The organism is Bacillus sp. N13C7 (assembly GCF_026790065.1).
Classification (GTDB): domain Bacteria; phylum Bacillota; class Bacilli; order Bacillales; family Bacillaceae; genus Bacillus.
The window spans coordinates 304,482-330,545 of the sequence record NZ_JALAMO010000001.1 but is presented as its reverse complement, the minus strand read 5'-3'; the positions used below and the strand labels follow the sequence as shown (position 1 = coordinate 330,545).

The window sequence follows — 26,064 nt, the reverse complement described above, 5'->3', positions numbered from 1 at the left end:
TGAGGCTCTGACTAAAGCAGAGACTGGGGCCAAAGAAGCAGAAGGGCTATCAGAAATAATAAACAATCAGTATGAAATCCCAGCAGAAGCTGAGGACACGGCGATAGACAGGCAGCCAGAAAGCCTTACAGAAGCGGAACAGGACTCCAAACCGTTTTCTGCAGCCCATGAAAATCGGCAGGAAGTCCATCCGGAAGAATCATATGCAGCTCAAGAGAAGACGCAAAAAAGGCCTGTCATGCAGGAGAAGCGTACTGGACGAAGCACCTCTTCTCAAAAAGGGCCGTCCGTTCCTTTTAATGTCATGATGCTGAAAAGTGATACGCATAAACAGCAAAAAGCAGAGGAGCGCCGCGGCAGCTATGTGTTTCCGAATGTCGCACTGCTAGATGTCCCGCCAGCGCAAGTTCAGGACGATACTGCGTGGATCGAAGAACAGCGTCAGCTTCTTGATTTGACCCTGAAAAATTTCAATGTCCGCGCCAATGTGGTTCATGTGACCCAGGGGCCGTCTGTCACGAGGTTTGAAGTGCATCCCGAACCAGGCGTGAAGGTGAATAAAATCACCAACTTATCTGATGATATTAAACTCAGCCTGTCCGCAAAAGATATTCGGATTGAAGCGCCGATTCCGGGGAAAAACACGATTGGAATTGAAGTGCCGAACCGGACGAGCAAGGTGGTTGATTTGCGCCAGATGATTCGCAGCTCAGCTTTCAGGACAAGCAAGTCACCGCTCACGGCAGCGCTTGGGTTGGATATCTCAGGAAACCCTGTCGTCATCGACTTAAAGAAAATGCCGCACGGCCTGATTGCCGGCGCTACGGGCTCGGGAAAAAGCGTATGCATCAATACCATTTTAGTCAGCCTGCTTTATAAAGCAGATCCGAGTGAAGTAAAGGTGCTTCTGATTGATCCGAAAATGGTTGAGCTTGCGCCTTACAACAAAATTCCTCATCTCGTCAGCCCAGTCATTACTGATGCCAAAGCGGCTACGGCTGCTTTAAAATGGGTCGTTGAGGAAATGGAGCGGCGCTATGAGCTGTTTGCCCATTCCGGTGTCCGCGACATTGACCGGTTTAATCAATTAACAGCCGATCATCACACGGGCGAAAAGCTGCCGTATTTAGTGGTGGTTATTGATGAGCTGGCTGATTTGATGATGGTGGCGCCAAATGATGTCGAAGAGAGCATCGCACGGATCGCCCAAAAAGCCAGAGCGTGCGGAATCCATCTGCTCGTCGCGACTCAGCGGCCGTCAGTCGATGTCATTACCGGTCTGATTAAGGCGAATATCCCGACGAGAATTGCATTTTCTGTCTCGAGCCAGGTTGATTCCCGAACGATCATTGACATAGCCGGTGCAGAAAAGCTTCTTGGAAAAGGGGATATGCTCTTTTTGGAAAACGGTTCAGGAAAACCTGTCCGCCTGCAAGGTAATTTTGTGTCGGACCGAGAAATCGACCGCGTCGTTTCCCATGTCAGAAACCAAATGCCGCCAACCTATTTATTTGAACAAGAAGAGCTTGTTAGACAAGGAGCAGCCCTGAAGGAAGAGGATGAACTGTTTTATGATGCGTGCGAGTTTGTTGTTAAGCAAAACAGCGCGAGTACTTCAAGCCTGCAAAGAAGGTTCAGAATCGGATACAATCGCGCGGCAAGGCTGATTGATATGATGGAAGCGGAGGGCATGATCTCTGAGGCAAAAGGAAGCAAGCCGCGAGAAGTGCTGATCACAGCAAGTGATTTAATAAACGAATAATATAGGTTCATTTTCACACCAAACATGGTATGATAGTGTTTAGAGCATTTAACAGCTATGCCGCTTTACAGCAGGTGCGCATAAACAAATCTTGATATCTAGGTTTAATCGGAAAGAAATAACCGGATACTAAACATTACAAAACATATAAAATACGCCGCTAAGGTTGCTTTTCAGCCGCCGCGGTCGCAAATTGAAATGAGCGTCATATACTGGGGAACAGATAGACGTTTGTTGGAGGTACAATTATGACTGTTTATCATTTTGTTGGAATAAAAGGGACCGGTATGAGTCCGCTTGCCCAAATACTTCATGATAATGGATATACTGTCCAAGGATCGGATATCGAAAAATTTATTTTTACACAAACAGCGCTTGAAAAAAGAAATATTACGATTCTTCCTTTTAGCGCTGAAAATATTAAACCCGGCATGACAGTCATCGCCGGTAATGCATTCCCAGACACGCATCCAGAGATTGAAAAAGCCATGTCTGAAGGAATTCCGGTGATACGTTATCATAAGTTTTTAGGCGACTACATGAAAAAATTCACAAGTGTTGCCGTTACGGGTGCACACGGCAAAACGTCGACTACGGGGCTGCTGGCTCACGTGATCCAAAACGCAAAACCGACGTCTTACTTAATCGGGGACGGAACAGGCCAGGGAAATGAAAACAGCGAATATTTTGTATTTGAAGCGTGTGAATACCGCCGCCATTTCTTAAGCTATCAGCCTGACTACGCGATCATGACGAATATTGATTTTGACCATCCTGATTACTTCTCAAGCATTGACGATGTGTTTGACGCTTTCCAAGAGATGGCTCTCCAAGTCAACAAAGGCATTATTGCCTGCGGAGACGATGAGCATCTGCCGAAAATTCATGCAAACGTCCCTGTTGTGTATTACGGCACGGGGGAAGAAAATGATTTTCAAGCCAGAAACATCGTAAAAAGCACGGAAGGGACAACTTTCGATGTATTTGTCCGCAATACATTCTATGATACGTTTTACATTCCTGCGTACGGCCACCACAATGTATTAAACTCATTGGCGGTCATTGCGTTATGCCATTATGAAGAAATTGATTCCAGCATCATTAAGCATGCCCTTAAATCATTCGGCGGCGTCAAACGCAGATTCAATGAGAAGCAGCTCGGTGATCAAGTCCTGATTGACGACTACGCTCATCACCCAACAGAAATAAAAGTGACAATTGAGGCAGCAAGACAGAAATATCCTGATCGTGAAATTGTAGCGGTATTCCAGCCTCATACATTTACGCGGACGCAGCAATTTCTAGACGAATTCGCAGAAAGCCTGAGCGGGGCTGACTGTGTGTATTTATGCGACATCTTCGGCTCTGCCAGAGAAAACGCAGGAAAGCTGACGATCGGCGATCTCCAAGGAAAAATTCATAATGCTAAGCTGATTGAAGAAGATGACACATCTGTTTTAAAAGCTCATGAAAAAGCCGTTCTCATCTTTATGGGAGCAGGAGATATCCAAAAATATATGAGAGCCTACGAAAACGTCATGGCATAATAAAAAGCAGTGATCTCACTGCTTTTTATTTATCTGCTGGAAAAGCTTGTTAAAGGATTTTCTGACAAAACGGAGAATAATATGTATACAGCCCAGCACACATGTTTATGATTGAAGAAAACGGGTAAACAGCAGTATATCCTGCAGCAAGGAGGTTTGAGATGATTATCATTCTTTATTTAAGCGTTGCACTCATCGCAGTCGCATTTCTCGTATTAGTGATCTACTTGTCTAAAACATTGAAGTCACTGCAGCTGACACTAAAACACGTTGCATCCACTCTCGAAGGGCTGGAGGGACAAATGAAAGGCATTACAACTGAAACAGCCGAGCTTTTACATAAGACCAACCGCCTGGCTGAAGATATTCAGGAAAAATCAGAAAAGCTGAACACGGTCGTTCATGCTGTTCAAGGAGTGGGAACTTCTGTACAGCAGTTCAATACATCCATGAAACAGGCAGCAGGGTCTGTATCGGCATCAGTAAGAGAAAATCAAGACAAGATCAATCAAGTTGTCACATGGAGCCAAGCAGCGATGGAAATTTGGGAGAAATGGAAGCAAAGAAAAAAATCGGCTCTGTAAGAGAAAAAATACGATGAGGAGGAATAATGATGAGCAAAGATGGAATTAATAGTAAAGATTTTTTAATCGGAACTTTAATCGGGGGAATCATCGGTGCCACTACCGCACTTTTTCTAGCGCCTAAATCAGGCAAAGAGCTTCGCGACGATCTCGGCAGCCAAGCGGTTGCTTTACGGGACAAAACTGACAAAATGACGGCAGATGCGAAGGAAAAAGGCACGCAATATGTCAGCATCGCAAAAGACAAAACATCCAACATCACACAGCTTGTAGCGGATCAGTCAGGGCAGATCATGAACAAGGTGAAGGATTTAAGAGACCGTTCCAAATCTGCAAAAACTGATTCATCAAACGAAATGCAAGAGATGAGAGAAGAAGCGATGCAGGCGGCTGATGAAACAAAAGATCAAGTCCTCCAAACGAAAGAAGATGTAAAAGACGAACTGAAAGATGCACAAAAACAGGCTGAGCATATCAATCGCTAAGCAGGGAAGGAAGAGCTTGAGTAATGGCAAAACAGCTTATTCAATCTGAGGAAGAATTTAAACGGATTGCCGAACAGGAAGGCCTTTTCGTCTTCTTTAAACACAGCACCACATGCCCGATCAGCCAGGCAGCATTTCATGAGTTTGATGCCTTTGCAAATCAGCACGAGGATGTGCCGGCTTACTACCTGCAAGTACAAGAAGCCCGGCCGCTGTCAAATTTCATTGCAGAAACATACGGCGTAAAACACGAAAGCCCTCAGGTTTTCGTCATCCAAAACGGTGAGGTTAAATGGCATACCTCACATTCACAAATTACAGAAGCGGCTATTGAGCAGCACCTGTCATAAAAAAAGCGTCCAGATATGATCTGGCGCTTTTTTTTTTGAAAAAACCCTTGAACATTGCCCTCACATCATGTAGGATAGCTTCATAGATTACTTTATCACTTAAAAGCGTTTGGGTAATAAAGTAGAGTTTTTATAAAATTTTTTGTATTTCAGTATTTCCATTTGGAATTACTTATAGTAAGATGCATGATAACTACAAAATAAAAAATGAATGTGCAGGGAAAGGATGAAAACAATGAGCAACACAGAGTTAGAGCTTTTAAGGCAGAAAGCAGACGAACTAAACCTACAAATATTAAAATTAATCAACGAACGCGGAAATGTTGTAAAAGAGATCGGTAAAGCGAAGGAAGCACAAGGTGTCAATCGTTTTGACCCTGTCAGAGAACGCACAATGTTAAACAAAATCATTGAAAACAATGACGGGCCTTTCGAAAATTCTACCATCCAGCACATTTTTAAAGAGATATTCAAAGCCGGTTTAGAGCTTCAGGAAGAAGATCACAGCAAAGCGCTGCTTGTCTCCCGTAAGAAAAAACCTGAAGATACAATTGTTGATATCAAAGGTGAAAAAGTCGGAGACGGCCAGCAAAGATTCATTGTCGGCCCATGTGCAGTAGAGAGCTACGAGCAGGTAGCTGAAGTGGCTGCAGCTGCGAAAAAACAAGGAATTAAAATTTTGCGCGGAGGAGCCTTTAAGCCTCGTACGAGCCCATACGATTTCCAAGGGCTTGGTGTTGAAGGCCTGCAAATTTTAAAACGTGTAGCGGACGAATTTGATCTGGCAGTTATCAGTGAAATTGTAACTCCGGCTCATATCGAAGAAGCGCTTGACTACATTGATGTGATTCAAATCGGAGCGCGCAACATGCAAAACTTCGAATTGCTGAAAGCGGCAGGCGCAGTGAAAAAGCCAGTGCTTCTCAAGCGCGGACTTGCTGCAACAATCTCTGAATTCATCAATGCCGCTGAGTACATCATGTCACAAGGAAATGACCAAATTATCCTTTGTGAGCGCGGGATCAGAACATACGAAACAGCAACGAGAAACACGCTGGATATTTCGGCTGTACCGATTTTGAAACAAGAAACGCATTTGCCTGTTTTTGTTGATGTTACGCATTCAACTGGCCGCCGCGATCTCTTGCTTCCGACTGCTAAAGCCGCTTTAGCGATCGGCGCAGACGGTGTAATGGCTGAGGTTCACCCTGATCCGTCAGTTGCACTTTCTGACTCTGCTCAGCAAATGGCGATTCCTGAATTCGAAAAATGGCTGAATGAACTGAAACCAATGGTGAAAGTCAACGCTTAATTGATCAATCTTAAAAGGCCGCGTCTGCGGCCTTTTTTTATGCTTTCTCGTTTATTTAGTTATAAAATCCAAGTATACGTTTTCATCATCTATAAAAACGTGTATAATTTCATGAGAAGTATTTAAATTTGATGAATAATGAAAAATAATGTACACTACTGACTTACGCTTACAAATCATAAACGACATAAATTCGGACATTATGACATTTCTCTACATAAAGTGTTTATGCTATAGATAAGGATAAGTGTATCCAGTAAAAGGAGTGGTTTTAGGATGAGCAATATTACGATCTACGACGTAGCGAGAGAAGCTAATGTAAGCATGGCAACCGTTTCCCGTGTCGTGAACGGCAACCCGAATGTAAAACCGACAACACGGAAAAAAGTCTTGGAAGCCATTGACCGTCTCGGCTACCGTCCAAACGCGGTGGCAAGAGGGCTGGCAAGCAAAAAAACAACAACTGTAGGTGTCATCATTCCCGATATCTCCAGCATTTTCTATTCGGAGCTAGCACGCGGGATTGAAGATATCGCGACAATGTATAAATACAATATCATTTTGAGCAACTCTGACCAAAACCTGGAGAAAGAGCTGCACCTGTTAAACACAATGCTCGGCAAACAAGTGGACGGCATCGTGTTTATGGGCGGAAACATTACGGACGAGCATGTTGCGGAATTTAAGCGTTCTCCAGTGCCGATTGTACTTGCCGCTTCAGTAGAAGAGCAGGGGGAAACACCGTCAGTCGCGATTGATTACGAACAGGCGATCTATGATGCAGTGAAGCTTTTGGTTGATAAAGGACATACAGACATCGCATTCGTTTCCGGACCAATGACAGAACCGATCAACCGCTCAAAAAAACTGCAAGGCTACAAACGTGCGCTTGAAGAAGCGAACCTTCCGTTTAATGAACAATTTGTCGCTGAAGGGGATTACACATATGATTCCGGACTTGAAGCGCTGCAGCATTTGATGAGCCTGGACAAAAAACCGACAGCCATTCTTTCTGCAACTGATGAAATGGCACTCGGCATTATCCATGCCGCTCAGGATCAGGGCTTATCCATTCCTGAGGATCTCGACATTATCGGATTTGATAATACAAGATTAAGCCTCATGGTTCGTCCGCAGCTTTCAACAGTGGTTCAGCCGACATATGATATTGGCGCCGTGGCGATGAGACTGCTGACGAAGCTCATGAATAAAGAACCGGTTGAAGAGCATATCGTCGAACTGCCGCACCGTATAGAGTTAAGAAAGTCAACTAAGTCATAAGAAAAACAAGAGAGCAAGCTTCACCTCTTAGGTGAATTCTTGCTTTTTTCATGGGGAGAAATGATGAAACGTTTTGATTATCTTACACCTGTTGGTTTTGTGTTAGGAACGGTTATTATTGTGATCGGGATTATTTCGGGATCGGGAGTAAGCGGTTTCCGTTCTTTTCTTGATCTGACTTCTTTCTTTATCGTAACAGGGGGGCTTTGCGCCGCTGTTTTTATCAGTTTTCCGCCGAGAGAGCTGAAAAAATCGCCGTCTGTGTTAAAGCAGGCTTTTATCCGCCAGGAAGACAATGTGAAAGATCTGGTGAAAACCTTTGTTTCTCTTTCTGATCATGCGCGAAAACACGGGCTGCTATCACTGGAAGACCAGGCTCGGGACATTGAAGATCCTTTCTTGAAAAAAGGGCTGTTATTAGCAGTTGACGGCTGGGATGAAGAAACGATTCGGCTCGTCATGGACTCAGAAATCGCAGCAATGGAGGAACGGCACCGCAAAGGACGGCGTGTTTTTGAGAAGGCAGGAGAATTTGCTCCGGCATGGGGAATGATCGGAACGCTCGTCGGGCTCGTGCTGATGCTCAAAAACCTAAATGACCCGAATATGCTTGGGCCGAATATGGCCGTTGCACTTCTGACGACCTTATACGGTTCATTGCTGGCAAACATGGTCTTCAACCCGATTGCGGCTAAGCTTGAGGAAAAAACGGAAAGTGAAATCTTTATCAAGCAGGTCATGGTTGAGGGCATTATCGGAATCCAATCCGGAAAAAATCCTCGCAATCTCGAAAGCCAGCTTGTCGTTTTCAGCTCTCGGGAAGAATGGCAGAAGCAGCCGAATCAAGTAAAAACAAAAAAGGGATCTGTACATGAAGCTTAGAAGAGAACGTTTTGAAAGAAGGAATGGAAGCGGGAAAAACAGTCAATCTTCACCCAGCTGGATGGTCACCTTTACAGATCTGATCACTTTGATCCTTGTGTTCTTTATTTTACTTTTTTCAATGTCCCAAATTGATCTGCAAAAATTTAAAACGGCAGTTGAATCGATTCAAAAAGAAGGCAGCGGGCTCCAGCCAGACCAATCGTCCATAGAGAAAAAGAACACATCGCCAGCCGATGCCAAGAAGCAAGAGGATCAGCTCCTTAACAAAGTAAATACATATATAAAAGACAATCATTTGAACACCCTAATGACAGCCAAACGGGATGAACGCGGTGTCGTGCTCGTTCTGCAGGAGGCTGTGCTGTTTGATTCAGGTGAGGCAAAGGTGCTGAAAAATGCTGAAACACTTCTTCATCGGATTGCCGTTCTTCTTCAGACAATTCCAAATGACATTCAGGTGGAGGGCCATACAGACAGCCGAAACATCTCGACTTACCGATACCCGTCGAACTGGGAGCTATCAGCAGCACGGGCGAGCGGAGTGATTCAATACTTCACCTCAAAAGAGAAACTTCCCTCCAAGCGCTTTATTGCTGTCGGTTATGCGGATACAAAGCCGGTAAAGGATAACAAGACAAACGAACACATGAAAGAAAACCGGCGTGTGGAAATCGTCATCAAAAAATCAAAAACGACCTCTTCGTGAAGGTCGTTTTTTTACTTTGTTCTTTGCTGCTCAGACCGTATCGCATATAATGCTTTGCTGACGGTTTGGGCATTTTTTTCTGTGATTTCAGGCTTGCGGGGAATCGGAGGATATAAATCGGCCGGATCGCTCCAGCTGGGCGGAAGGGCGACGGGACATTGTTTTTGCCATTTGGCGATCCATTCCGGCGGGATATCGAGTCCTGGATCAATGCCCTTCATTTCAAGCCATATTCTGGCCCAGGCACGGGGCACGACACGCCAAATATCATATCCGCCGCCTCCGACTGCAATCCATTTCCCTCCGCAATATTGATGGGCTAGCGTGTGTGCAAGCCGGGGAATTTCTTCGTATATCTTGATGGTTGCAGATAAATGCGTAAGCGGGTCATAGTAATGGGCATCGGCGCCGTTTTGGCTGATAATGACATCCGGCTGAAAATAAGCGGCGACTTCTGAAGCCGCTGTCTGGTAAGCCTCAAGAAAAGAATCATCCTCTGTAAAAGCGTCTAGCGGGATATTAAAGGAATAGCCATATCCTTTTCCGCTGCCTTTTTCTTGGATCTGGCCGGTTCCAGGGAATAAATACCTTCCAGTTTCATGAATGGACAGCGTGCATACGCCAGGGTTATCGTAAAACGTAAATTGCACACCGTCTCCGTGGTGGGCGTCCGTATCAATATAAAGCACCCTGGCGCTGTATTTTTTCTGGATATATTGAATTGCCACAGCGCTGTCATTATATATGCAAAACCCTGAAGCTCTCCCCCGAAAGCCGTGATGAAGGCCTCCGCCAAGGTTGGCCGCATGCAGGGCTTGTCCCGACATCACCCAGTCTGCGGCCGTTAAGGTGCCGCCGACTAAGAGTGATGCCGCTTCGTGCATGCCGGCAAAGACGGGTGTATCTTCTGTGCCGAGCCCGTAGCTTTCTCCTTCTTCAGCGGGAAGTTTTCCCGCGCCCGCAAGCTTTACCGCCTGAATGTAATCGTCCGTGTGGACAAGGGCAAGCTCTTCTTCTGCAGCGATTCTGGGGCTGACAATGTCTCCATCATCAAAGGCATTGATCGCCTTAAGCAAATCATATGTTAACAGAACCCGCTGCTGATTAAAGGGATGTTCCTGATGAAACATATAGGTTTGGTAGGATGGAGAATAGATAAATACACTGTCTCTCATAGCAGATCCCTTTGCTCTGACGGCCATATGACGTGGTGCCTATTTCTTTGTAATGCCTGCAAAAACGGCAGCGGATTCATCGTTTTCACACGGAAGACAAGCACTTTTACACCGGGATCATCATGCGGATAAACAAGCACGCTTAATATTTTCACTTGAAGGTCTTGGCAAAGACTGCTGATCTCCGTTAGGCTTTTGGTGATGTCGTTTACTTTGATTTCGATTTGCGATCCCGGCTGGTCAGCTCCTGTCAATTTGACAAACGTCCGCAGCAAATCAGTTTTTGTCAAAATGCCTACTAATTTTTGATGCTGCACCACTGGCAGACAGCCGATGCCATGCTCGTAGAACACGGCAGATATTTCTTCGACAAAATCTAACGGGTGGGCGCAGACGACCTCTTTTTTCATAATTGAATCTACGCTCCGTGTGAGAAATCGGCTCCGTTTGCTTTCCTCAAAAATACTCGGGCTGGCCTGTTTCATGTCTCTGTCTGTAATCATGCCGATCACATGGCAGTTTTCGTCTACAACAGGCAGGTGCCTGATATGGAACTCTTTCAGTTTGCATATTGCTGTTTCAAGCGTATCCGTCTTCGTTAATGTAATGACATCCCTTTTCATGATTTGCTCAACAATCATTATTTTTACCCCTTTGTCAGTGTCAGTTAATACATATAACGATGGTAAAAACGGAGCCTGTCAAATTGTTCAATTGATTCTTGGCTGACGTTTTTTCCGATGCGGGCCATCAGACAGTTTGCAGGGTGAGAGCTGATCTCCGGCTCATCCGTTGCAAACCAGACCAATCCGCCTGCGTTCATCATCTTTTCCATGATCTTTCTATATTCCCACACATCTTTTTTCATCCCTTTTAAATCCCAATGCCAGTAATATTCCGTCGTCATCACGATGTAGTTTTCCATTTGTTCATCCATCATGCTGACGGCCAGAAGCGTCTTTCCGACAGAACATCCCCGATAGGCTGGCGCCACCTCGATGGCACCGAGCTCAAGCAAATCCTTCATATGTCCTTCAGACCATCTTTCGAGCGGATCAGGATATAAATACGTCACATAGCCGACAATGGTTCGGCCGTCTCTGGCAATAATAATGCGCCCCTCGGGAAGGCCTGCAATGTCAACTAACGCTTCATGCTGCTCACGAGGCGGGCGAAATGCGGTTAAATCTTTATGAAACTCATAACCTGCCAAATCCTCTGGAGAGACAGGCCCTTCTATCAGTAAAGAGCCGGTTGCTGTTTTGATGTTTGCTGAATGATATGTTTTATGATGTTCCACTAATTCACCGTCCCATCAATTCTTATAAAAAATACATGCCTCCTTTAAGAATACCAAATTATAAAGCGTTTTCAACATGGTTTATATTTTAAAAATTGAGAAGAATATGAATATATACTATAATAATTGTGACAACTTCAGCAAAGGGGGATGTTTGGGCATGAATTTGAAAGCGTTACCAGCAATAGAGGGGGACCATAATCTAAAAAACTATGAAGAAACGTACCAGCATTTTGATTGGGCCGAGGCAGAGAAGCATTTCTCCTGGTATGAGACAGGGAAACTGAATGCGGCGTATGAAGCGATTGACCGCCATGCCGAATCGTTTCGAAAAAACAAAGTAGCGCTTTATTATAAAGACGCAAACCGGGATGAAAAATACACATTTAAAGAAATGAAAGAAGAATCAAACAGAGCCGGGAATGTACTGAGACGGTATGGAAATGTGGAAAAAGGGGACCGCGTTTTTATTTTTATGCCGAGATCACCCGAGCTTTATTTTATTATGCTTGGCGCTATCAAAATCGGTGCCATCGCCGGACCGCTGTTCGAAGCATTTATGGAGGGAGCGGTGAAAGACCGGCTTGAAAACAGCGAGGCGAAGGTTGTTGTCACGACGCCTGAGCTGCTGGAGAGAATACCGGCTGACAAACTGCCTCACTTACAGCATATATTCGTAGTCGGCGGAGAGGATGTTAGCGACTCAAACATCATCAATTATGACGAAGCAGCTAAACAGGAGAGCACAAGGCTGGATATCGAATGGATGGACAAAAAAGACGGCTATCTGCTTCACTATACATCGGGTTCTACTGGAACGCCAAAGGGCGTGCTTCATGTCCATGAAGCGATGATTCAGCAATACCAAACAGGAAAGTGGGTTCTTGATTTAAAGGAAGAAGACATTTACTGGTGCACAGCTGATCCGGGCTGGGTGACAGGTACGGTATACGGCATTTTTGCACCGTGGCTGAACGGAGCAACAAATGTCATCGTCGGCGGACGCTTCAGCCCGGAGAGCTGGTATGGAACGATTGAGCAGCTTGGCGTCAATGTCTGGTACAGCGCGCCGACCGCTTTTCGCATGCTGATGGGAGCGGGGGATGAGATGGCTGCGAAATATGATTTAACCTCACTCCGGCATGTGCTCAGTGTCGGTGAGCCGTTAAATCCGGAAGTCATCAGATGGGGGCACAAAGTGTTTAACAAACGAATCCATGATACATGGTGGATGACAGAAACGGGCAGCCAGCTCATCTGCAACTATCCTTGCATGGATATCAAACCGGGCTCAATGGGTAAGCCGATTCCCGGTGTGGAGGCAGCGATCGTTGACAATCAGGGCAACGAGCTTCCGCCGTACCGAATGGGCAATCTCGCCATAAAAAAGGGCTGGCCGTCCATGATGCATACCATTTGGAATAACCCTGAAAAGTACGAATCGTATTTCATGCCGGGCGGCTGGTATGTGTCCGGCGATTCTGCTTACATGGATGATGAGGGATATTTCTGGTTCCAAGGCAGAGTTGATGATGTCATTATGACCTCCGGTGAGCGCGTCGGCCCATTTGAAGTGGAAAGCAAGCTTGTCGAGCATCCGGCCATTGCAGAAGCAGGGGTAATCGGAAAGCCTGATCCGGTGCGGGGAGAAATCATTAAAGCTTTTATTGCACTCAGAGAAGGATTTGAGCCGTCCGATAAACTGAAAGAAGAGATCCGCCTATTTGTGAAGCAGGGGCTTGCAGCCCATGCGGCTCCGCGTGAAATTGAATTTAAAGATAAGCTTCCGAAAACCCGGAGCGGAAAAATCATGAGACGCGTGCTGAAGGCGTGGGAGCTTAATTTGCCGGCCGGAGACCTGTCAACGATGGAGGATTAAAAGGCAGCGTTGACACGGAATTTTATTTATGTTAAAAATGATATAGCTTCATATGAAAAGGTAAAGATTGAGACAAGTAGAATATCCTTACGTTCCAGAGAGCTGATGGCCGGTGAAAATCAGCACAGACGGATATATCGAATACACTCATGAACCGCTTTTGCAAACAAAGCCAGAGCAGGCTTTCAGTAGTGAAAGAACGGACCTGATCCGTTATCAGGCAAAGTGATAAGACGAATGTTTTGCGTTCTCTTATTAGTAGGGTGGTACCGCGATGATCAATCGTCCCTTCGTGTAAACGAAGGGGCGTTTTTTATTTTAGTTTAAAAAAGGAGCTATATCTTATGACAAACTTACTTGAAGACTTATCCTTCCGCGGATTGATTCAGCAAATGACGGATGAAGAAGGGTTAAATAAACAACTGAATGAAGAAAAAATCCGCCTGTACTCAGGCTTTGATCCGACTGCAGACAGCTTGCATATCGGACATCTGCTGCCTATTTTAACGCTCCGCCGTTTTCAGCTTGCGGGGCATCATCCGATTGCGCTTGTGGGCGGCGCGACAGGGCTTATCGGCGATCCGAGCGGAAAAAAAGCGGAGCGTACATTAAACACTGCTGACATCGTATCTGAATGGTCCCAAAAAATCAAAAATCAGCTGTCCAGATTTCTTGATTTTGATGCAGCAGAAAACCCTGCTGTTATCGCGAACAACTTTGACTGGATTGGCAAAATGAATGTGATCGACTTCCTTCGTGACGTCGGAAAAAACTTCGGCATCAATTACATGCTGGCAAAAGACACGGTCAGCTCGAGAATTGAATCCGGCATTTCATACACGGAATTCAGCTACATGATTCTTCAATCTTATGATTTCCTAAATCTGTACAGAGATAAAAACTGTAAGCTGCAAATCGGCGGAAGCGATCAGTGGGGCAATATTACAGCAGGTCTTGAACTGATCAGAAAATCAGAAGAAGAAGGAGCAAAAGCGTTCGGTCTTACGATTCCGCTTGTCACAAAAGCAGACGGCACGAAGTTCGGAAAAACGGAGGGCGGCGCGATCTGGCTTGATAAGGAAAAAACATCTCCTTATGAATTCTATCAATTCTGGATCAACACAGATGACCGTGACGTTGTCAAATACTTAAAATACTTTACATTCCTATCAAAAGAGGAAATTGAAGCATACGCTGAGAAAACAGAAACGGCGCCTGAAAAGCGTGAAGCTCAAAAACGCCTGGCAGAAGAAGTGACAGCGCTCGTTCACGGACGCGAGGCGCTGGAGCAAGCGATCAACATTTCTCAAGCGTTGTTCAGCGGCAATATTAAAGAGCTTTCTGCCCAAGACGTAAAAGTTGGCTTTAAAGATGTTCCTTCTATGGAAGCTGACAGAAGCCAGGAGCTTTCACTTGTAGATGTATTGGTGCAATCTACATTATCTCCTTCTAAACGCCAAGCGCGTGAAGACATTCAAAACGGAGCTGTTTACATTAACGGTGAACGCCAGACGGACATTAATTATATCTTATCGGCTGAAGACCGCATCGAAGATCAATTTACTGTTCTGCGCCGCGGAAAGAAAAAATACTTCCTTGTGACGTATAAATAAACAAAAAAGATCCTTTGCCGCCATGGGCAAAGGATCTTTTTTGTTTATCGCATACAAATAACAGGAAAAGAGTATATTAGATAGGGCAAACACGACCAATCAACACCTTTTAACAGAAAGGAGCGCTTACCGTGAATCTCATGTGCACGATTGCAAAAGAAAGGCTGCAGCGGGACTATTGGGAGCAGCAGGCGCGAGAAAGTGTTGGCCAGCCAGAGGCAAAAGACGAATCAGACGATAAAAAAACCCCGACCGCATAGCGGCAGGGGTTTTTTAAAACGATTAACGAGAGTAGAACTCAACGATAAGCGCTTCGTTAATTTCCGGAGCAAGTTCAGAACGCTCAGGAAGACGAGTGAAAGTACCTTCAAGCTTTTCAGCATCGAAAGTAAGGTATTCAGGAACGAAGTTGTTCACTTCAACAGATTCTTTGATGATAGAAAGGTTTCTTGATTTTTCGCGAACACCGATTGTTTGGCCAGGTTTCACAAGGTAAGACGGGATGTCAACGCGGCTTCCGTCTACAAGAATGTGACCGTGGTTAACCAATTGGCGAGCTTGACGGCGAGTACGTGCTAAACCTAGCTTGTACACAACATTATCAAGACGAGAATCTAAAAGAATCATGAAGTTTTCACCGTGTTTACCAGCTAGTTTGCCAGCTTTGTCAAACAAAGTGCGGAATTGGCGTTCGTTTACACCGTACATGTGACGAAGCTTTTGCTTTTCTTGCAATTGCAAACCGTATTCTGATAATTTTTTACGTTGTCCTGGACCGTGTGGACCTGGAGCGTAAGGGCGTTTTTCTAATTCTTTTCCTGTACCGCTAAGAGAGATTCCTAGACGGCGGGACAGTTTCCAAGATGGACCTGTATAGCGAGCCATAATGTGACTCCTCCTTTGGTTTTATTTTTGTGGAAAATAAAAACCGTCTGCTCTATTCGACCATGCACATTTTGTTTTCATGTATCCTCGCTCCAGCAGCAGAGAGTTACACGATACACCTTATGGTAAAGGAACAAAATGAAAACATAGAAGCTGAACAAAAAGGCTGCAATATTTCACACAAACGTCATTATATAATTTATTTGTTTTGAAGTCAACCATTCCTCCATTAATGATTCGCCGTTTATGATATAATAAACAAAAATTAGTGGTAAACTTTTAGGTGATAAAAACATGATAGAACAAACTAAAGATCAATTATCTGCCTTTCATTATCATATGCTCGATTTTTTATTAACCAAATCTGAAAAAGTCACATTTACCGACTCTTTCAGATGGCTGACTTCCGCTATTCAAACCTATTTTTCATCCCTTTGTGTTTCGCTTACACCGTCACCATCAAACTCTGCGGCAAAATTGGAAGATGATGAAGTGCGTTTTTTTGTTTCGAAAATTAACGCTTCATTATATATCATTGAAGACGCCTCCGGCAGGCGCTTTCATCTGACTTGCAAGCAGGATGGAGAGATTCCTGAACGGCTTCCGGACGTGGTTGCTTCATTTTTAAACCAGTCCATGAGACAGGAAAGACTCTATATCAAAACGATCTATCAAAAAAAGATATACAAAATGACAGAGCTGTTCCACTCTCTGCTTGATCAGACAGAAGTGCTGAAGCAGCTTTTAGAAAGCTTAACCCGCACGTTTTCTCTGTTTGAATTCTCTTTATTTATATCGCACGACCAAGATCAATGTTTAGGCGTTCCTGCAAAAGAGCTGTATATGGAAGGGGAAAAATCCGATTCCTTTGCGCTTAAAGTGTATTTGACCGGGGATATTTTGCGGAAAAATGAATCTGCCGCTTACATTCCGATCAAAGGGCAGCAGGGAACGTACGGGGTTTTGAGGGCTGAAGGAACGGGCGGCAGTTTTCTGACTGACGCTTACCTGGATGAAATGGGGCTGATCGCAAACGCTGCGGGAAAAGCGTTTGAAAACGCTCAGCTTTATGAACAATCTAAAGCAAGCATCGCAAATTTGGAATTGATCAATGAAACGTCACGCCGTCTGAACCAGCGGCTGACGCTGACGGATACGATGAATGATCTGGCTGTGAGAATGGCAGAATCGTTTCAAGCAGAAGAAGTGGGTTTTTTTCATATAGACCATTTTGAAAATCAAACACTGCTCCCTGGCAGCACAGCATTTTTCAAAGAAGAGAAGCCATCTGATTTTTATAATGAATTGAAAGAAAAGCTGTATGAAGGAGAAAAAGGGGTTTTCATCGGTAATGGCCAGTCTGTTTTCGGGGAGGCCGGCTACGGTTCGCTGATGGCTGTTCCAATGATTGAGAACGACAGGCTTTTAGGCTTTGCGGTCTTATTGAAACAGGAGATGTACGCTTTTACTTTTGAAATGTACAAGCTGTTTCAGGCGCTGATCCATCACGCGACACTGGCTGTAACCAACTCAATGCTCCGCGACCGCCTAGAGCATCTTGTCAAAACAGATCAGCTGACTGAGCTGTATTCGAGGGTGTATTTAGATGAAAAAATTCAATACAGCATGAAAATCCATCAAAAGGGTGTTTTTATTCTTGTTGATATTGATAATTTCAAGAGCGTAAATGATACGTACGGTCATCAGACTGGGGACGAGATTTTAATTCAAGTGGCTTCGGTGATTAAAAGCAACATCCGAAAGCATGATGTCGGCGCCCGCTGGGGGGGCGAGGAGCTGGCGATATATTTGCCGAATGTGACGGTTGCGGTGGGAAAACGGATTACTGAGCGACTGGTTTATGCAGTCAGAAAAAACACGAAACCCGAGGTGACGATTTCCTGCGGGATTTCCTGCTGGACGGCCGAAACTAGAAAGTCTCTGAAAGAGCTTGTGCATGAAGCTGATGAAGCGCTTTACAGCGCGAAACGAAGCGGAAAAAACCGTATGATGATTCACGAGTCAATAAAATAAAAAAGCCCAAAACTGATATCGTTTTGGGCTTTTTTTGTTACTGTGCTAATGCTTTTTCAAGTTTTTTGACAAATTGCGACAAATACGTTTCGTCGATTTCGTCGAAACGGTTTTTTACGGGGCTGTCGATGTCCAAGACGCCGACAACTTTTCCGCCTACATGAATCGGAAGCACAATTTCTGATTGAGAAGCAGCATCGCAGGCGATGTGTCCCGGAAACGCATGAACGTCCTCAACGCGCTCCACCTTTCCGTTTGCATATGCTGTGCCGCAAACGCCTCTGCCGAAAGGAATCCGAACACATGCCGGAAGACCTTGGAAAGGCCCTAGCACAAGCTGTCCATCCTCTTCCTTGGCAAAATAGAAACCCGCCCAGTTCACTTCAGGCAACGTATGATAAAGGAGCGCTGAGGCATTTGCATAGTTTGCAATTTGATCTGTTTCGTCTTCGATGATGGCTTCGAGCTGTTTTAGCAGAAGCTGATAGTCTTTTTCTTTATCTCCAGATTGTTTTTCGACATGGAACATGGAAAACCCTCACTTTTTCTATAATATAAAACAAAGTTCCGGCTTTTCTGCCGGCATTTGTCGATAAGTTCTTACAGGAACAGCGGTCTTCTGCTTGAATAGTATCAAGAGGAAGGAGTGAGCCGAATGAAAGTAAGCACCAAAGACAAAATTATTGAATCTGCTGTCATGCTTTTTAACCAAAAAGGATTTTCTGGCACGTCTGTCCGTGAAATCGCAAAGTCAGCTGGTGTAAATGTTGCGCACATCTCCTACTATTTTAAAGGCAAAGGAGGTTTGATGGAACACTTAGTTTCAGAGTTTTACGAAGGCTACAACAAAACACTTGAAAGAGCGGCAGGCAATGTCTCTTCTCAAAGCACGCAGGAACAGCTGCTCCAATTGGTTTTCGATATTTTATCCTATCAGCATAACCATCGTCAATTAACTCGTTTTGTCTACCGGGAAGTCACGATTGACTCCACGTTAATCAGAGAAATTATGTCGACATATCTTATGAAGGAGAAGTATATCTTCCAGCTGATCATTGAGGAAGGAGAAAAACAGCGAGAACATTTAACGCTGCCGCTGCCTCATTTTATTCTCCAATTAAAATCTCTCTTGATGATGCCCTATCTCCAGCCTCAATATATTTCAGAAGTGCTCTACATGCAGCCGCACGAGCCATACTTTTATAAAATGTATTTTGAAGAAATCAAGATTTGGATCAGAAGCGTCTTCCGGACGGGAGACGTGGCGCTTATCAATTAGCACACTTCTCCAAAAACGCCTCATACGCGTACCCGACATCTCCCGCTTGATGGGCATCAGACCCGAACACAAGCGGGATCTTCTTTTGCTTTGCTTCATCCAGCATCCAATCCTCGATATAAATGCCGCCTGCATAGGTTTTTCTTAAGCCGGAAGTATTGAAGTCAAGCTCCATTCCGCTTTTTTCAATAGCATTCAGGCACTGTGAAACGAGTCCGCGAATATGATCAGACATGCTGTACGGAAACAGCTTGATGAATTTTTGGACAAGTGTGATGTGACCGACTCTTTTTGGCTTATAGCTGCCGAGAGATGCTACAATGGAAGAATAGATGCTGCGGTAATACAGTTCGTATACAGCTTCAATGCTTCCGCAGGCTGAAATCAGCTCTTGAAAGGTATGCTCATCATAATCAAGGCACAGATAGGAAGAACCTGCGCGCAAAAAATGAACGGATAAGATGCTGTCATCTACATATGGACCATATGTATCCAGAAATAATGTAATTTCATCTTCAAATTCAGCAATATAATCGACCTCAAGCCCCGTCCGTATGGTAAGCTGTCCGCGATATTCTTTTTGCAATCCGGAAATTTCATGGATATAGCGTTCCAATGAGCCTTGCGCCATCGCGCTGTCTTTTAGCGGAGTCGGGTCAGTGAAAGAGGGCGGCAATGGGGCGTGTTCCGTAAACGTAATCGATTCAAAGCCTTTTTTTAAAGCTTCTTCTGCATATTGTCTGAGTGTGTCATTTGTGCCGTGAGGACAAAATGGTGTGTGAATATGTCCGTCTCGCTTTTGCATTGGCGTCACCCCGTGAAAAAATAGTCAAATCCTGCCGATTTTACACAAAAAGTTTTTGATTTCTGGTCAAAAAATGTTGGTTACATGGTATCATAATAACAATGAAAACGACAGTTTTTCTCAATACATATCCTGAAATCTTTCTGAATAAATAAAACACCCTGACAGATTAAGGTTAACAGCAAGGGGGCTCATTATGGAGTTTGTCATTGGATTATTAATTGTACTGCTTGCGCTGTTTGCGGCAGGCTACTTTTTCAGGAAAAAAATTTACGCCGAAATCGACCGGCTGGAATCGTGGAAGATTGAAATTCTGAACCGGTCGATTGTGGAAGAAATGTCCAAAATCAAACATTTAAAAATGACGGGTCAGACAGAAGAGTTCTTTGAGAAATGGCGTGAAGAATGGGATGAGATTGTCACAGCCCACATGCCGAAAGTTGAAGAGCTCCTTTATGATGCCGAGGAAAATGCAGACAAATACCGGTTTAAAAAGGCCAACCAAGTGCTCGTTCATATCGACGATCTGCTGACAGCGGCGGAATCGAACATTGAAAAAATTCTGCGGGAAATCAGCGACCTCGTTACAAGTGAGGAAAAGAGCCGTGAAGAGATTGAACAGGTGAGAGAGCGCTATTCCAAATCGCGAAAAAACCTGCTGGCTTACAGCCATTTATACGGAGAGCTTTATGACAGCCTTGAAAAGGATCTTGACGAAATTTGGAGCGGTATTAAACAATTTGAAGAAGAAACAGAAGGCGGAAACTATATTACCGCACGAAAAGTGCTGCTTGAGCAGGACCGCAATCTTGAACGGCTTCAGTCATACATAGATGACGTGCCGAAGCTGTTAGCAGACTGCAAGCAGACGGTGCCCGGCCAGATTGCAAAGCTTAAGGACGGCTATCGCGAAATGAAAGAGAAAGGATATAAGCTTGAGCATATCCAGCTTGATAAGGAATTAGATAATCTGTCAAATCAGCTGAAACGGGCGGAACATGTTTTGATGACTGAGCTGGATATTGATGAAGCGTCCGCCATCCTGCAGCTCATAGACGAGAATATTCAATCGGTTTATCAGCAGCTGGAGGGCGAAGTCGAAGCAGGCCAATCCGTGCTGAGCAAAATGCCTGAATTGATCATTGCTTATGACAAGCTGATAGAAGAGAAAGAGCATACAAAGGCGGAAACTGAGCTGGTGAAGGAAAGCTACAGACTGACAGCTGGCGAGCTCGGCAAACAGCAGGCCTTTGAAAAACGCCTTGATGAAATTGGCAAGCTGCTCTCATCCGTTAAAGATAAGCTCGATGCAGAGCATGTCGCCTACTCTCTTTTAGTCGAAGAGGTTGCCGGGATAGAGAAGCAGATTGAAGAAGTGAAAAAAGAGCATGACGAATACCGGGAAAAGCTGCAAGCGCTGAGAAAAGAAGAGCTTCAGGCGAGAGAGACGCTCAGCAATTTGAAAAAAACAATATCTGATACAGCAAGACTGCTGAAGACAAGCAACATTCCAGGCATCCCGAGCCATATTCAAGAGATGCTGGAAAACGCGCATCATCACATTCAAGAAACAGTCAATCAACTAAACGAATTGCCATTAAATATGGAAGAAGCCGGAGCCCATCTGAAGCAAGCAGAAGATATCGTCAACAGGGCAAGCCGGGAATCAGAGGAACTTGTCGAGCAGGTCATCCTCATTGAAAAAATCATTCAGTTCGGAAACCGGTTCAGAAGCCAGAATCATATTCTATCTGAACAGCTGAAAGAAGCGGAAAGACGTTTTTATGCTTTTGACTATGAAGACTCTTATGAAATTGCAGCTGCCGCTGTAGAGAAGGCTGCGCCAGGTGCAGTTGAAAAAATTAAAGCTGACTTATCTGCTTAATCAATCTTGATCATGAAAAAGAGCCCGCAGTGTATGAGCGGGCTCTTTTTTTATTGCAAAACGCCTGCGCAATAACGCAGGCGTCTGTGACATTAACTTATTTCGTTAAGCTGTTTGGATGGGCCGATGAATAAGGTCAGCACATAGCCGATTACCGCTCCGACGATTCCCGGAAGCACCCAGCCGATTCCGAGGCTGTAAAGAGGAAGGTTCGCACTTAGAAATACATCTAAAGATCCAAGTGAAAAGCCGGCTGCTTTGATGCCGTCTAAAATACTGAATAATCCTGTACCGATCAAGCATGCGATATACACTTCACGTCTTTCCTTAAAGAGCTTATCAATAAATGAAAGAACAATAATGACAATGGCAAGCGGATAGATTGCTGATAAAATAGGAACAGAAAACGCGATAATTTGCGCGAGTCCGAAATTCGCAATGATCAAGCTGAATAACGTGACAATTGTAACGACAATTTTATATGATAATGCCGGGATGAGCTTTGAAAAATACTGGCCGCAAGAAGTGACAAGTCCGATGCTTGTTGTTAAACATGCGACTGTAATCGCTGATCCGAGTACGATGTTGCCTAATGAACCGAATAGATAATGAGAAGACGCTGATAAAATTTTAGCACCTTCGCCGACAGGACCGATGGCGTTCGTACTTGTTGCACCCAGGTATGCAAGGGATACATAAATGAATGTCAGGCCTAAAGCTGCAATCACACCCGCTTTAATACATGCTGCGGCAAGAGCTTTAGACTGTGTAACGCCTTTGCTTTTTACAGCATTTACAACAACAACGCCAAATACGATAGAAGCAAGTGCATCCATTGTTTTGTAGCCTTCTAAAAATCCTTTAAATACCGGTGTTCCTTTATATGCTTCTGTAACTGCACCCAATCCGCCCATCGGTGTGAAAATAGCTTTAAGTACAATCACTAAAATAATCGTGAATTTGATTGGAGTAAGAATTTTTCCGACTCGATCCACAACCTTGGATGGGTTTAAGGCTAAATAGTACGTAATGCCGAAAAAAATAAGTGTAAATACAAATAAAGAAAGTCTTTCCGGAACGCCAGTCAAAAACGGAACAGCGCCGATTTCATATGAAACAGTTCCTGTTCTCGGAATGGCAAATAATGGGCCGATTGATAAATAAAGCACGACAGTAAAAACTGTGCCGAAAACAGGGTGTGCTTTATCAGCAAGTCCCTTAGCGTCCTTGCCGGTTAATGCGATGGCGATAATACCGAGAAGCGGCAGGCCTACTCCGGTCAATAAAAATCCGCCGATGGCCTTCCAGACGTTGTGTCCGGCTGCTTGTCCAAGTTCCGGCGGATAAATCATATTCCCTGCTCCAAAGAATAACGCAAATAGCATGAAACCAATAATAATGGTATCTTTGACAGGCAGTGAGTGTTTCATGAAAAAATCCTCCTAATAATTATGTTAAAATATTCTGTCAATTAATTGTCAGATAATATGACGAAATGAACAAATCTTATTATATGGTAAAAAAATTAGAAGTCAATACTAGTTTTTCGTAATTTTCTATTAAATTTTGCTATGGTAACATAAATATCATACCTTGTACCGCTTTCATAAAGGAGTAAGTTAGATGATATATTTAGATAATAGTTCAACGACGAAGCCTTATGATGAAGTCTTGAACGTGTATGAACAGACAAGCAGCCGGTATTTTGGCAATCCTTCATCTTTACACCGATATGGAGCCGAAACGGAACAGCTGCTTCAGGCAGCCAAAAATCAAATCAAAAGGGCCTTAGGGCTCAAAAAATATGATATTGTATTTACGTCAGGCGCCACTGAAGCCAATAATGCAGCTTTAAAAGGAGCGGCTTTGTCTAAAATAAAAACAGGCAAACATATCATTACCACTTCTATTGAGCACCCGTCCGTTACGGAATCGTTAGAACAGCTGACAGAGCTGTTCGGGTTTGAGGTCACTTATCTTTCAGTGAACGAAGACGGATTTGTTTCAATAGAAGAATTAAAAAATGCCATCCGTCCTGATACCGTGCTTGTCAGCATGATGCATGTGAACAATGAAGTCGGTTCCGTACAGCCGATTGAAGAGGCAGGGGACATGCTGAAGCAGCACCCGAATATTTTGTTTCACGTCGATTATGTGCAGGGCATCTATAAAGTGCCTTTGGCAATTGAAAAAGCAGGCATTGACCTGTGTTCGATTTCCGGGCATAAATTTCACGGGCTGAAGGGAACAGGGGCGCTTTTTGTAAAAGAAGGAACTCGCCTTATCCCCCTGATAACGGGGGGCTCTCAGCAAAAGGGCATACGGGCCGGAACGGAACATACTGCGGGTGCGGTTTCACTTGCCAAAGCCATTAACCTTGCCGCAGCTGATTTTGAGACCCGGCTTGACACAATGGCTGCCGCAAAAGAATTGTTCATGAAGAGGCTGAGTGAAACTGAAGGTGTCGTTGTCAACACGCCTCAACTAAATAGTGCGCCGCACATTATTAATTTCTCTGTTCCCGGGATTAAAGCAGAGGTGCTTTTGCACATGCTTGAGGAACAGGATATTTTCGTCTCAACAACATCGGCCTGCTCGGCAAAAGAACACAAGCCCAGCAAAGTTCTTTTACAGATGGGCAAGGGAGAGCAGATTGCCGGAAGCAGTATCAGAATCAGCTTAAACTACAGCCAGACAAGCGATGTGGCAGAACCGTTTATGAACGCGCTCCGTCCTGGCATCAAAAAATTAAAGAAAATGATGAGGTAGAACATGAATTACGATCATATATTAATTCGTTTTGGGGAAATATCGACCAAAGGCAAAAACAGAAAAAGCTTTATTGAGCGCTTAAAACAAAACGTCAGACTCGTCCTGAAAGACTATCCGAACTTAAAATATTTTTCCAACCGGGACCGCATGACGATTACATTAAATGGACAAGATCCGGAGGCTCTTTTTCCTCATTTAAAACAGGTATTTGGCATTCAAAGCTTCAGCCTGGCGATTAAGTGTGACAGCCGCCTTGATGATATTAAGGCAACAGCGCTCCAGGCCATCAAGGATCAGTATCAGCCTGGCGATACGTTTAAAGTTGCGACGAAGAGAGCGTATAAACAATTTGAATTAGATACAAATCAAATGAACGCTGAAATCGGCGGCCATATTTTGAGACATACAGAAGGATTAACGGTCGATGTCCGTAACCCAGACATCGCGCTCAGAATTGAAATCAGGGAGGAAGCAACCTTTTTGACGATTCGCGATGAAAAGGGTGCGGGAGGCCTGCCTGTTGGTTCAGCAGGCAGAGCGATGCTGATGCTTTCCGGCGGTTTTGACAGCCCTGTAGCCGGTTTTTATGCGATGAAACGGGGATTGTCGGTAGAAGCTGTTCATTTCTTCAGCCCGCCATACACAAGCGAGCGCGCAAAGCAAAAGGTAATGGATCTGGCAAAATGCCTGTCCCGCTTTGGGGGAAGCATGACGCTTCATATCGTTCCGTTTACGAAAACGCAAGAGCTCATTCAAAAACAAATACCTGAGAACTACACAATGACGGCAACCCGCCGCCTCATGCTTCAAATTGCCGACAGAATCAGAGAAAAAAGAAACGGGCTTGCCATCATTACGGGAGAAAGCCTCGGTCAGGTAGCGAGCCAAACGCTTGAAAGCATGTATGCAATTAATGCGGTAACATCAACACCGATTTTGCGTCCGTTAATCGCCATGGATAAAACAGAAATCATCGAGAAATCACGAGAAATCGGCACATATGAGACAAGCATTCAGCCGTTTGAAGACTGCTGCACAATCTTTACGCCGCCAAGTCCGAAAACGCGCCCTAAAAAAGAAAAAATCGAACACTTTGAAAGCTTTGTTGACTTTGAGCCGTATATTCAGGAAGCGGTTGATAACATTGAAACAATGACGCTTTATAGTGATCAAGAAGCAAACGATAAATTTGCAGAACTTTTTTAAATAGCTCCGGCTCCTGTATACAATTACCAACGTTTTTTTGAATGAAGCCATGTGTTTTAACACATTCTATACTCACAAGGAGGTGAGACACATGGCTAACAATAACTCAGGTAACAGCAACAACCTTTTAGTACCAGGAGCTGCTCAAGCTATCGACCAAATGAAATTAGAAATCGCTTCTGAATTTGGTGTAAACCTTGGAGCAGACACAACTTCTCGCGCTAACGGTTCTGTTGGAGGAGAGATCACAAAACGTCTTGTATCTTTTGCTCAACAAAACATGGGCGGAGGACAATTCTAATTTACAATTTCACATAAT

The 26,064-nt window shown here is 44.4% G+C and carries 25 protein-coding genes and 1 other annotated feature; of the genes, 18 read left to right on the top strand and 7 right to left on the bottom strand.

All coding sequences use genetic code 11. The features are described from left to right. From MOB98_RS01670 to motS, 9 genes are all read left to right on the top strand, one after another. A partial coding sequence (locus MOB98_RS01670; RefSeq protein ID WP_268425294.1) for a DNA translocase FtsK occupies window positions 1-1,762 on the top strand: 1,762 nt, incomplete at its 5' end. 248 nt (window positions 1,763-2,010) lie between these two features. Continuing rightward, the gene (murC, locus tag MOB98_RS01665) at window positions 2,011-3,309 is read left to right on the top strand and encodes a UDP-N-acetylmuramate--L-alanine ligase (RefSeq protein WP_268361149.1); all 1,299 of its coding nucleotides are present in this window, start codon (window positions 2,011-2,013) and stop codon (window positions 3,307-3,309) included. Between the two features lie 161 nt (window positions 3,310-3,470). Next, on the top strand, window positions 3,471-3,893 hold the full coding sequence (locus MOB98_RS01660) for a DUF948 domain-containing protein (RefSeq protein ID WP_268361148.1): 423 nt from the start codon (window positions 3,471-3,473) through the stop codon (window positions 3,891-3,893). A 29-nt stretch (window positions 3,894-3,922) separates the two neighbouring features. Continuing rightward, the gene (locus MOB98_RS01655; protein ID WP_268361147.1) at window positions 3,923-4,378 is read left to right on the top strand and encodes a YtxH domain-containing protein; all 456 of its coding nucleotides are present in this window, start codon (window positions 3,923-3,925) and stop codon (window positions 4,376-4,378) included. A gap of 23 nt (window positions 4,379-4,401) precedes the next feature. Further along, the gene (ytxJ, locus tag MOB98_RS01650) at window positions 4,402-4,728 is read left to right on the top strand and encodes a bacillithiol system redox-active protein YtxJ (RefSeq protein WP_268361146.1); all 327 of its coding nucleotides are present in this window, start codon (window positions 4,402-4,404) and stop codon (window positions 4,726-4,728) included. Between the two features lie 235 nt (window positions 4,729-4,963). Next, entirely contained in the window at window positions 4,964-6,040 is a 1,077-nt protein-coding gene (locus MOB98_RS01645; RefSeq protein WP_268361145.1) for a bifunctional 3-deoxy-7-phosphoheptulonate synthase/chorismate mutase, read from the top strand. Between the two features lie 276 nt (window positions 6,041-6,316). After that, on the top strand, window positions 6,317-7,321 hold the full coding sequence (gene ccpA, locus MOB98_RS01640; RefSeq protein WP_101863503.1) for a catabolite control protein A: 1,005 nt from the start codon (window positions 6,317-6,319) through the stop codon (window positions 7,319-7,321). Between the two features lie 63 nt (window positions 7,322-7,384). Then, window positions 7,385-8,203, top strand: a complete 819-nt coding sequence (gene motP / locus MOB98_RS01635) for a flagellar motor protein MotP (protein WP_268361144.1) — start codon at window positions 7,385-7,387, stop codon at window positions 8,201-8,203. Further along, window positions 8,193-8,912 (top strand): flagellar motor protein MotS, encoded by a 720-nt coding sequence (gene motS / locus MOB98_RS01630; RefSeq protein ID WP_268361143.1) that lies wholly within the window; start codon window positions 8,193-8,195, stop codon window positions 8,910-8,912. The genes motP and motS overlap by 11 nt, the downstream gene beginning before the upstream one ends. Before the next feature lie 11 nt (window positions 8,913-8,923). Here motS and MOB98_RS01625 read toward each other — a convergent pair whose 3' ends face one another. From MOB98_RS01625 to acuA, 3 genes are read right to left on the bottom strand one after another with little or no spacing between them, the layout of a single operon-like run. Next, window positions 8,924-10,087: an acetoin utilization protein AcuC gene (locus tag MOB98_RS01625; protein WP_268361141.1), complete on the bottom strand. Its 1,164-nt coding sequence runs from the start codon at window positions 10,085-10,087 to the stop codon at window positions 8,924-8,926. Further along, window positions 10,084-10,728: an acetoin utilization AcuB family protein gene (locus MOB98_RS01620; RefSeq protein WP_268361139.1), complete on the bottom strand. Its 645-nt coding sequence runs from the start codon at window positions 10,726-10,728 to the stop codon at window positions 10,084-10,086. The genes MOB98_RS01625 and MOB98_RS01620 overlap by 4 nt, the downstream gene beginning before the upstream one ends. A gap of 26 nt (window positions 10,729-10,754) precedes the next feature. Next, on the bottom strand, window positions 10,755-11,387 hold the full coding sequence (gene acuA / locus MOB98_RS01615) for an acetoin utilization protein acetyltransferase AcuA (protein WP_268361137.1): 633 nt from the start codon (window positions 11,385-11,387) through the stop codon (window positions 10,755-10,757). A gap of 160 nt (window positions 11,388-11,547) precedes the next feature. Here acuA and acsA point away from each other — a divergent pair, with 160 nt between their 5' ends. The 3 genes from acsA to sr7p all read left to right on the top strand — a co-directional run bounded on the left by acsA (window position 11,548) and on the right by sr7p (window position 15,139). Continuing rightward, window positions 11,548-13,266 carry an acetate--CoA ligase gene (gene acsA, locus MOB98_RS01610; RefSeq protein WP_268361135.1) on the top strand — a complete coding sequence of 573 codons (1,719 nt, stop codon included), beginning with the start codon at window positions 11,548-11,550 and terminating at the stop codon, window positions 13,264-13,266. 54 nt (window positions 13,267-13,320) lie between these two features. Further along, window positions 13,321-13,559, top strand: a binding site (T-box leader). A 51-nt stretch (window positions 13,560-13,610) separates the two neighbouring features. Further along, entirely contained in the window at window positions 13,611-14,879 is a 1,269-nt protein-coding gene (gene tyrS, locus MOB98_RS01605; protein WP_268367263.1) for a tyrosine--tRNA ligase, read from the top strand. Window positions 14,880-15,010: 131 nt separating this feature from the next. Beyond that, entirely contained in the window at window positions 15,011-15,139 is a 129-nt protein-coding gene (gene sr7p / locus MOB98_RS01600) for a small protein SR7P (RefSeq protein ID WP_268362418.1), read from the top strand. Window positions 15,140-15,161: 22 nt separating this feature from the next. On the opposite strand, the gene rpsD is transcribed toward sr7p, so the two are convergent. Beyond that, a complete protein-coding gene (gene rpsD, locus MOB98_RS01595) occupies window positions 15,162-15,764 on the bottom strand; it encodes a 30S ribosomal protein S4 (RefSeq protein ID WP_003229304.1) in 603 nt (200 codons plus the stop codon). Window positions 15,765-16,058: 294 nt separating this feature from the next. On the opposite strand from rpsD, the gene MOB98_RS01590 reads away from it, so the two are divergent. After that, complete coding sequence (locus MOB98_RS01590; protein WP_268362420.1) at window positions 16,059-17,798, top strand: diguanylate cyclase domain-containing protein; 1,740 nt, start codon at window positions 16,059-16,061, stop codon at window positions 17,796-17,798. A gap of 37 nt (window positions 17,799-17,835) precedes the next feature. Here MOB98_RS01590 and MOB98_RS01585 read toward each other — a convergent pair whose 3' ends face one another. Then, window positions 17,836-18,327, bottom strand: coding sequence for a GAF domain-containing protein (locus MOB98_RS01585; protein WP_268362421.1), 492 nt, complete (start codon window positions 18,325-18,327; stop codon window positions 17,836-17,838). Between the two features lie 126 nt (window positions 18,328-18,453). Between MOB98_RS01585 and refZ the strand changes: the two genes are divergently transcribed. Further along, window positions 18,454-19,077 carry a transcriptional regulator RefZ gene (gene refZ, locus MOB98_RS01580; protein WP_268362422.1) on the top strand — a complete coding sequence of 208 codons (624 nt, stop codon included), beginning with the start codon at window positions 18,454-18,456 and terminating at the stop codon, window positions 19,075-19,077. On the opposite strand, the gene hisJ is transcribed toward refZ, so the two are convergent. Beyond that, window positions 19,070-19,882: a histidinol-phosphatase HisJ gene (gene hisJ / locus MOB98_RS01575; protein WP_268362424.1), complete on the bottom strand. Its 813-nt coding sequence runs from the start codon at window positions 19,880-19,882 to the stop codon at window positions 19,070-19,072. The genes refZ and hisJ overlap by 8 nt on opposite strands. 196 nt (window positions 19,883-20,078) lie before the next feature. Between hisJ and ezrA the strand changes: the two genes are divergently transcribed. Next, entirely contained in the window at window positions 20,079-21,767 is a 1,689-nt protein-coding gene (ezrA, locus tag MOB98_RS01570; protein ID WP_268362425.1) for a septation ring formation regulator EzrA, read from the top strand. Between the two features lie 92 nt (window positions 21,768-21,859). Here the strand turns inward: ezrA and brnQ are convergent, their stop codons facing one another. Further along, a complete protein-coding gene (gene brnQ, locus MOB98_RS01565) occupies window positions 21,860-23,197 on the bottom strand; it encodes a branched-chain amino acid transport system II carrier protein (RefSeq protein ID WP_268362427.1) in 1,338 nt (445 codons plus the stop codon). Window positions 23,198-23,390: 193 nt separating this feature from the next. Here brnQ and MOB98_RS01560 point away from each other — a divergent pair, with 193 nt between their 5' ends. The 3 genes from MOB98_RS01560 to sspA all read left to right on the top strand — a co-directional run bounded on the left by MOB98_RS01560 (window position 23,391) and on the right by sspA (window position 26,046). After that, entirely contained in the window at window positions 23,391-24,536 is a 1,146-nt protein-coding gene (locus MOB98_RS01560) for a cysteine desulfurase family protein (RefSeq protein WP_268358953.1), read from the top strand. Between the two features lie 3 nt (window positions 24,537-24,539). Continuing rightward, the gene (thiI, locus tag MOB98_RS01555) at window positions 24,540-25,745 is read left to right on the top strand and encodes a tRNA uracil 4-sulfurtransferase ThiI (RefSeq protein ID WP_268358955.1); all 1,206 of its coding nucleotides are present in this window, start codon (window positions 24,540-24,542) and stop codon (window positions 25,743-25,745) included. 91 nt (window positions 25,746-25,836) lie between these two features. Continuing rightward, window positions 25,837-26,046, top strand: coding sequence for an alpha type acid-soluble spore protein SspA (sspA, locus tag MOB98_RS01550; RefSeq protein ID WP_003223491.1), 210 nt, complete (start codon window positions 25,837-25,839; stop codon window positions 26,044-26,046). Window positions 26,047-26,064: the final 18 nt, after the last annotated feature.

Excerpts from the sequence above, each read along its gene's own strand:
- tyrS (WP_268367263.1), top strand. The coding sequence starts at position 13,611 with ATGACAAACTTACTTGAAGACTTATCCTTCCGCGGATTGATTCAGCAA.
- MOB98_RS01590 (WP_268362420.1), top strand. The coding sequence starts at position 16,059 with ATGATAGAACAAACTAAAGATCAATTATCTGCCTTTCATTATCATATG.
- brnQ (WP_268362427.1), bottom strand. The coding sequence starts at position 23,197 with ATGAAACACTCACTGCCTGTCAAAGATACCATTATTATTGGTTTCATG.
- MOB98_RS01660 (WP_268361148.1), top strand. The coding sequence starts at position 3,471 with ATGATTATCATTCTTTATTTAAGCGTTGCACTCATCGCAGTCGCATTT.
- MOB98_RS01625 (WP_268361141.1), bottom strand. The coding sequence starts at position 10,087 with ATGAGAGACAGTGTATTTATCTATTCTCCATCCTACCAAACCTATATG.
- motS (WP_268361143.1), top strand. The coding sequence starts at position 8,193 with ATGAAGCTTAGAAGAGAACGTTTTGAAAGAAGGAATGGAAGCGGGAAA.
- ccpA (WP_101863503.1), top strand. The coding sequence starts at position 6,317 with ATGAGCAATATTACGATCTACGACGTAGCGAGAGAAGCTAATGTAAGC.
- MOB98_RS01585 (WP_268362421.1), bottom strand. The coding sequence starts at position 18,327 with ATGTTCCATGTCGAAAAACAATCTGGAGATAAAGAAAAAGACTATCAG.
- acsA (WP_268361135.1), top strand. The coding sequence starts at position 11,548 with ATGAATTTGAAAGCGTTACCAGCAATAGAGGGGGACCATAATCTAAAA.
- rpsD (WP_003229304.1), bottom strand. The coding sequence starts at position 15,764 with ATGGCTCGCTATACAGGTCCATCTTGGAAACTGTCCCGCCGTCTAGGA.
- MOB98_RS01620 (WP_268361139.1), bottom strand. The coding sequence starts at position 10,728 with ATGATTGTTGAGCAAATCATGAAAAGGGATGTCATTACATTAACGAAG.
- thiI (WP_268358955.1), top strand. The coding sequence starts at position 24,540 with ATGAATTACGATCATATATTAATTCGTTTTGGGGAAATATCGACCAAA.
- motP (WP_268361144.1), top strand. The coding sequence starts at position 7,385 with ATGAAACGTTTTGATTATCTTACACCTGTTGGTTTTGTGTTAGGAACG.
- ytxJ (WP_268361146.1), top strand. The coding sequence starts at position 4,402 with ATGGCAAAACAGCTTATTCAATCTGAGGAAGAATTTAAACGGATTGCC.
- ezrA (WP_268362425.1), top strand. The coding sequence starts at position 20,079 with ATGGAGTTTGTCATTGGATTATTAATTGTACTGCTTGCGCTGTTTGCG.
- MOB98_RS01645 (WP_268361145.1), top strand. The coding sequence starts at position 4,964 with ATGAGCAACACAGAGTTAGAGCTTTTAAGGCAGAAAGCAGACGAACTA.
- murC (WP_268361149.1), top strand. The coding sequence starts at position 2,011 with ATGACTGTTTATCATTTTGTTGGAATAAAAGGGACCGGTATGAGTCCG.
- sspA (WP_003223491.1), top strand. The coding sequence starts at position 25,837 with ATGGCTAACAATAACTCAGGTAACAGCAACAACCTTTTAGTACCAGGA.
- hisJ (WP_268362424.1), bottom strand. The coding sequence starts at position 19,882 with ATGCAAAAGCGAGACGGACATATTCACACACCATTTTGTCCTCACGGC.
- refZ (WP_268362422.1), top strand. The coding sequence starts at position 18,454 with ATGAAAGTAAGCACCAAAGACAAAATTATTGAATCTGCTGTCATGCTT.
- MOB98_RS01655 (WP_268361147.1), top strand. The coding sequence starts at position 3,923 with ATGAGCAAAGATGGAATTAATAGTAAAGATTTTTTAATCGGAACTTTA.
- MOB98_RS01560 (WP_268358953.1), top strand. The coding sequence starts at position 23,391 with ATGATATATTTAGATAATAGTTCAACGACGAAGCCTTATGATGAAGTC.